Consider the following 7,187-nt stretch of genomic DNA (forward strand, 5'->3'; position numbering starts at 1 on the left):
TCGCTAGTGGTAAAAAAGATGCTGAACTAAATTCAGCATGACGACCGCATAATGAATGTTTACTAAAAAACAAATATAGAATTAACAAAAGATGTGTCCACACGATAGGTTAAATACGGGGATAACATCCGAAAAAGAAATGTGCGATAGGTATCGGAAATGGGCACTTCAAGGGCTGCATAATGCATTAGACTCGTCTGCCAGAGATTTTATGCGCTTTGATATAGCTGGTCAGCAGTTGGTAAATGCGTATTACATTGCCTTGGCATTTAATCGTGCACCATGGCTCTGGGAAAATCTGGATGCTTCAAGCAAAACAAAAATGATTCCTCTTTCAGGTTACCAGAGGATCAAGCAAAAAAGTTGGGGGCAATAATGGCCAGCAGTAATGCTGTCCATTATTTTGATAAAATAGCCCCTCTGAAATACAGTGGTTGCTTTTTCTTCCGTTTTAACCATTCCTTAATGATTAGGTATTGCTCTTCTGACTAGGTGCCTTTGCATCAGTAAAGTCTTTATCAGCGATTGGAAAATCATAGCCGAATGTTTTAAAGTCCATAGGGCCAGTACTTAAGGAAATATTGAGCAACTAGGAAAAAAGCTTGGAAAAGCCTATTTTAGTTGACATCTATTTCCGTGTTTTGACTATATTGAATGAAGAAATTTTTAAGTGTACAACCGATCACTAGCCTGTGCTTATTGGTGTTATGTCTGCTTTCTTTTTATAACGCTTCTGCACAGCTTTCTTTCGATCACCTGACTGTTAGCAATGGTCTCTCACAGAGTAGTGTATTGTCGATCTTCAAAGACAGGCGGGGTTATATGTGGTTTGGTACACATGATTGTGTGAACCGGTATGACGGCAGAGGGGTAAAGGTCTACAGGACGAATCCGGTTGATCCAAGAACGATAAGCTCAGATGATTTTATCCGTGCAATCGGAGAAGACCGTAATGGAAATCTCTGGATAGGTACGCAAAATGGGCTAAACCGCTATTTGCCAGAAAAAGACGCTTTTGAGCGCTTTGTTTCCAATAAAAACATTACGAGTTCAATTAGTGATAACAAAGTATTTTGTATGTTTACTGATCGTAAGGGCGGGGTATGGTTTGGCACGAGCATGGGGCTTAACCTGCTCGAAAATCCTTCTTCTAGAAAGTTCAGAAAGTTTTACAAAAAGGATGGCCTAGCTGGCAATTCGATCTATTGTATTTTTGAAGATAGGGATGGTAATATCTGGGTAGGTACTACAGAAGGGCTTAGTCGGATGTATGTGAAGAACGGACGCTATGAAATTTCATCCTTTTTTCACCAGGTGGGAGATCCTGGAAGCATTAGCGGGAATTCGATCAAGGCAATCGTAGCCGACCCGATGGGAAGACTATGGATAGGAACGGAAACTGATGGACTAAACCTTTTCGTGCCTGAATCGCACTCATTCGTTCACTTCAGGTATAATGTACTAAATCCAAATGGATTAAGCAACGATAATATTCGCAAAATCATATCCGGTAGGAACGGCAAGCTATGGGTGGCGACGATGAATGGTATGAATATCCTGGATCCGAAAACGTTTTGCTTTGAGGTATACAGGAATGATCCAGAGAACCGGAAGAGCCTGAAGGACAATTCTATCAAGGACATCTATGAGGATGACTGCGGTTCGGTGTGGATGGGCACCATGTTCGGTGGCGTTAACGTGGTACATCCCGGCTCCATTCCTTTTACGACATATAGATATAGCAAGTACAGGAACAGTATCAGCAGTGATATGATCAGCGTAATCGCACCTGATGGGCTCGGAAACCTCTGGATCGGTACTGAAGGACAGGGACTAAACTATTTCAACGTCAAAACAGGTCTTTTTAAAAAATATATACACAATCCACTCGATCTTTCAAGTCTTGGCCATAATACGATAAAGGCCATTTATCGGGATAGTATAGGTCGGATCTGGATCGGCCTATACGAAGGGGGGCTTGATCTTTTTGTGCCATCGACGGGAAAATTCGAACATTATCCACCTCATCCCGGACAGCCAAATGCGCTAACCGAAGGCTACGTAACCAGTATAAGTGGCTGGAGTGCTGGGCGTTTATTGGTAGGCACGGTCTCCAAGGGACTATATGTTTTCGATCCCAAGGATCAAGCTTTTAGGCGTATTGAGGAGCTGCTTGGAAAAGGGCAAAAGTTGTGCAATAGCTATATCAGTGTAGTCTACTCTGATTCAAAGGGAAACCTTTGGGTGGGCACCCTTGGTGGTCTTAACATGCTCAGCAATGGAACAAGACAGCTCAGGATATTGTTTAAAGGGAATGAAAGTAAGAGTAGTCACCAGGCGGTGCGGATCACTAGTATAAGAGAGGATCGCTATGGAAACATCTGGATCGGTACTCTGCGCGATGGGCTGAGCCTCTACCATCCGAAAACGCATTCGTTCACGACCTATTTTCATAAAGATGGGCTGGCAAGTGATAATGTTACCAATCTGTTGGATGACGATGAGGGCAACCTTTGGATCAGCAGCGACAAGGGGCTTACTAAATTTGACCATCGTCAGCGGTCCTTTAAGACCTATAATACTTCCGATGGCCTGCCGTCTAACGAGTTCAATCTAAACTCTGCGTATAAGGACATGAATGGCAGACTGTATTTTGGCAGCTTTAACGGATTGGTTACTTTTACACCTAAAGACATCAGCGAGAATAGGGCCCTACCGCAAATGACCTTCACAGGGCTGAAGTTGTTCAACAAACCAGTGGCTATTGGCGGCCCTGATAAGATTTTGACAAATGATATCAACTTCTCAAAATCAATCACATTTGATGCAGATCAGAATATTTTTACCATCGATTTTGCGGCCCTCAGTTACATACAATCTCAGCGGAACAAGTATGCCTATAAACTAGAAGGACTCGAAGAGGACTGGAACTATGTGGATATACCGTCGGCCACCTATACAAACCTTTCTCCGGGGAAATATAAGTTCCTGATAAAGGGGAGCAATAACGATGGGCTTTGGAATAATAAGCCGGCTGTACTGGAGATAAATATCCTCCCACCTTTGTGGCGAACCTGGTGGGCTTACCTTTTATACTTTACGGCAGGAAGTACCGTGCTTTTCCTTGTGCTTCGCTTTACCCGAAGGCAACAACAGTTGAAATCGCAACTTTATTATGAACATTTGAATAATGAGCGGCAGCAAGAACTCTATCAGATGAAACTGGATTTCTTTACCAGAATCTCTCATGAGATACGTACCCCACTAACGTTGATTTTTGCTCCTCTTGAGAAGTTGAAGCGGTATGCACAAGATAATCATCCTGTCCAGTCGTCTATTGTGGGCATAAAGAGAAATACCGAACGTTTATTGCGCCTGGTAGGAGAGCTGCTGGACTTCAGGAAAATAGAAAGTGGAAACGTTAGGTTACAGGTTGCTGAAAATGATCTCGTTGCATTCTGCCGCAATATCTATAATACTTTTAAAGGGCTTGCGGAGATGAAAGATATAGATTACTGTTTCAAAAGTGAAGCAGAACAAGTTTTTATTTTTTACGATGCAGGCCAGATGGAGAAAGTATTTAATAATATCCTTTCAAATGCCTTTAAGTATACACCAGATGGTGGTAAAATAACCTTTTCGTTAACAGTTCATGATGGTTATGCCAATGTTACGATAACCGATAACGGAATTGGAATTCCTGAAGAGGCACGGGATAAAATATTTACTAATTTCTACCAGGTGAGATCGGGCCAGTCGGCTGTTGAAGGCTGGGGAATAGGACTGGCGCTTGTTAAAAACATTGTGGAACTGCATAAAGGAGAAATCTCAATAATGAGCGAACAAGCCATAGGAGATAAAAACGGTAGTACAAGAGTGAACCTCTTGCTTCGTCCAGGCAGAGACCACTTTACCGAGGATGAATTTGCTGAAAATAGCGATATAGGGATGACCGTAGTAAATATACCCGAACCAGATGATCACTCCTCGGTTGGGTTAGTTGCTAGAACAGTACCAGAACAGCGGCATACGGTTTTGGTAGTGGAGGATAACGATGAGCTGCGGGCCTTCATTATGCAGTCTCTGGAGGCTAGTTACCATATTATTGAAGGCGCAGACGGACTAGAAGGCTGGGAGGTTGCTGTAACAAACATTCCGGATATCATTGTAAGTGATGTTAGTATGCCAAAACTGGGAGGGCTTGAATTATGCCAAAAGCTGAAACAGGAGGAGCGTACCAGCCACATTCCGGTAATTATGCTTACAGCGATGGCCAGCCATATGCACCAGGCAGACGGACTGGAAGCTGGAGCTGATGTTTATATTACCAAGCCATTTAGTATCAGGGTGCTTGAACTGAGTATCAGGAATCTTTTACAGGTAAGGGAGGACCTGAAGCAACGATATATCAAGCAGATTATGCTCACGCCACGTAAATTGGAGATAGAATCGCCTGATGAAAGGTTTTTGAGCAAGCTGATGCAGGTGATAGAAGATAATATGGAAGATCCAGAATTCAGTGTGTTAGGCCTTGTAGACCGCATCGGGATGAGCAGGACGGTGCTATACAGAAAAATAAAGTCGCTCACCGATCTTTCCATTACCGATTTTATCAAATCGCAGCGCTTAAAACGGGCAGAGCAGCTATTGTCCGAAAATAAGCTGAATGTTGCAGATGTAGCCTATTCCGTTGGCTTTAACGATAGGAGATATTTTAGCAAGGAGTTCCGAAAGCAGTTCGGTTATCCACCCTCCAAATACAATACAAAAACGGATTGAACAAGGTATAAAATGTCTATAGATTAATCTTTTTTAAGAGATTTAATAAAAATTGAAATTTAAAATATATTGAAGAATTTTAAAAAGGCAATTCTACAATTAATCGTCAATGGTAAGAACTTATATATGCAAAAAACATTTACTCTCGCATTATGCTTGCTCGCAAGTATTTGTTCAAAAGGGCAAATACAAAAAAAAGCAAATTTATTGAACTCCAGTGTTGTTTGCACTAAAGATAAAATTGTTGTTTCAACGGGTAAAATAGAAAGAACTTGGCAATGGACAGGTTTTGGTTTGTTAAGTACAAGCCTAAAAAACCAGCTTACTGGGAAGGAATATGCTATGCCAAAAGCCAAATTGAAATGTGATTGGGACTTGCCCGGTGCCATATCTGAAGGTTCATCTGCAGAATTGATTGACATCAATGTAAAAGAAGCTAACGACAGTGGATTCTCTTCGCAACATCTGGAAGTAATATCTACCATTAAATATGCCAATGCTGGACTTGTACTTGAACATGTAATATGGGTATTTCCAAACGCACCAGGTATTCGTACACAATTAAGAATTAAGGCTTTGAGTGGATACAGCCCTGAAAAAATAAGGACAGCAGAAAGCGAACGAATTGATTATGGACTTAAAATGTCAGTTCCGGGAGCAAGAGCAGAATATCTGCCACTCAACTTCTCAGTAGAAAACTCAAGGAGATACTGGGGGTATTATAATAATCCTGGTGGGAGATATGATTCAAGCCGCAATATGTTGGAAGAAAAAGTAGTAACTGGCTTTCCGTTGTTTCTTACCGAAGATATCAATTGGGCTAGTGGAATGAGTGTAGAGTACAACAATGGTCAAAATGGAGTTTGCATTGTTAAAGAGTCGCCAAAAACCGTAAACCAAGCCGCACATAATACAGGAAGTTTCTATAGTGGTCCAAATGGGGTATCGGTAAGTGGTTGGGGCCTCAATCCAGATGAAGTGCTTAGTGATCGTTTTAGAGCGTGTTGGGCAACATGGACGATTGTTTGGTCGCATGGTAATGACGGTATGCAATTGGCATTGAAACAGTTTGATAGAGCCCGGTACCCTGTGTTTCCTGAAAGAGACTTGTTTATTCTTAGTAATACTTGGGGGCCGGCCAATCCGGATGGATCTCAATTTACCAAAGAAGACTTTGTTTTGAAAGAAATCCCTGCTGTTGCTAAATTGGGTATTGATGTAATACAAATTGACGATGGCTGGCAAAAAAGTGGAGGAGGACCAGGCGCCAAAAACTTTTCTCCCAAATATACCAACGGTTGGAAAGATATCAAAGATGCTGCAGACAAGAATGGAGTTCGAATGGGACTTTGGGTAACCGCAAAACTTTCTACAACCGAAGAGCTGAATAAAAATATTGATGAATTGGGATTTATATCATGGAAGTCAGACTTTGATCATTTGGCCACACGTACCGATTATGAAGATAGGATAAAAAAATACCGCGATGTTATGAAACACTCCTGGATGAACACACAGTTTTCCTTATGTCCCGAATATGATGATCCTCGTTATGGTTGGTATTATTTCAAAGAATACGGAAGTATTTTTTTTCAAAATATTCAAGAAAGCCTTCCTGCTCACCTTACCATGGTTCCTAGTAACGTACTAATGCATAATTGGGAAATGACAAAATATTTCAACAGTAACAAACTGCAAGTTATGTTGCAAAATCCCAAACGGGTTAATTCAGATCGTAGTGATGCACCACAACATAGTCATTCCTACTGTTTTGCCATGGGAGTACCTTTTATTCCTTGTTTTTTCCAAAGTGCCCAAAATCTGGATGTTCAGGAACAAAAAGAGTTAAAGAATTTTATCACCGTATACAAAAAGCATCGAGAAACTATCTTTAATTGTTACACTTTTCCTATTGGAGACAAACCGAATAATAAAAGCTGGACTGGATTTCAGATGCTGAATGAAATCAATAAAAAGGCCAATTATTTGTTGTTATTCAGGGAACTTCACAATAAGGAACTAAAAAAAGTTGTCCAGCTTAAATTTTTGAAGGGGAAAACCGTAACATTCACTAATGTTGAAACTGGTAGAACACAAATAAAAAAAGCTGCACTGGATGGGAAAATTGAATTTTCAATAGATAAACCTGCGGAATACCTGTTTCTGAAATATTCTATTATGGATTAACGAAACAAAAAATGAAGAAAATAATCTCATTATCGATAAAAGTATTGCTTCTAACCTGAGTTCGATAATTATTTGCTGAAAATTATATCTTATTTACGCCTAATCCCGCTTTATCGTCCTGCTGAATTTATTTCAGCATCTTTTTAGCGTGAAAGACCCTGAAATAAATTCAGGGTGACGACCGTCTTAACAGAAAACTTGATTAAAACGCCACAAAATGA

Annotated in this window: 3 protein-coding genes; all 3 read left to right on the forward strand. The window is 40.8% G+C overall.

The genetic code is table 11. From position 1 onward, the window contains the following. The first annotated feature begins 91 nt into the window (after nt 1-91). The 3 genes from AW17_RS22430 to AW17_RS22440 all read left to right on the forward strand — a co-directional run bounded on the left by AW17_RS22430 (nt 92) and on the right by AW17_RS22440 (nt 6,966). Nucleotides 92-376 carry a DUF2264 domain-containing protein gene (locus AW17_RS22430; RefSeq protein WP_029280362.1) on the forward strand — a complete coding sequence of 95 codons (285 nt, stop codon included), beginning with the start codon at nt 92-94 and terminating at the stop codon, nt 374-376. A 278-nt stretch (nt 377-654) separates the two neighbouring features. Then, nucleotides 655-4,779 carry a hybrid sensor histidine kinase/response regulator transcription factor gene (locus AW17_RS22435; protein ID WP_029280364.1) on the forward strand — a complete coding sequence of 1,375 codons (4,125 nt, stop codon included), beginning with the start codon at nt 655-657 and terminating at the stop codon, nt 4,777-4,779. Nucleotides 4,780-4,848: 69 nt separating this feature from the next. Further along, a complete protein-coding gene (locus AW17_RS22440; protein ID WP_157280398.1) occupies nt 4,849-6,966 on the forward strand; it encodes an alpha-galactosidase in 2,118 nt (705 codons plus the stop codon). Nucleotides 6,967-7,187 lie beyond the last annotated feature (221 nt).

The sequence above is a fragment of the Pedobacter borealis DSM 19626 genome (genome assembly GCF_000708285.2).
GTDB classification, from domain to species: domain Bacteria; phylum Bacteroidota; class Bacteroidia; order Sphingobacteriales; family Sphingobacteriaceae; genus Pedobacter; species Pedobacter borealis.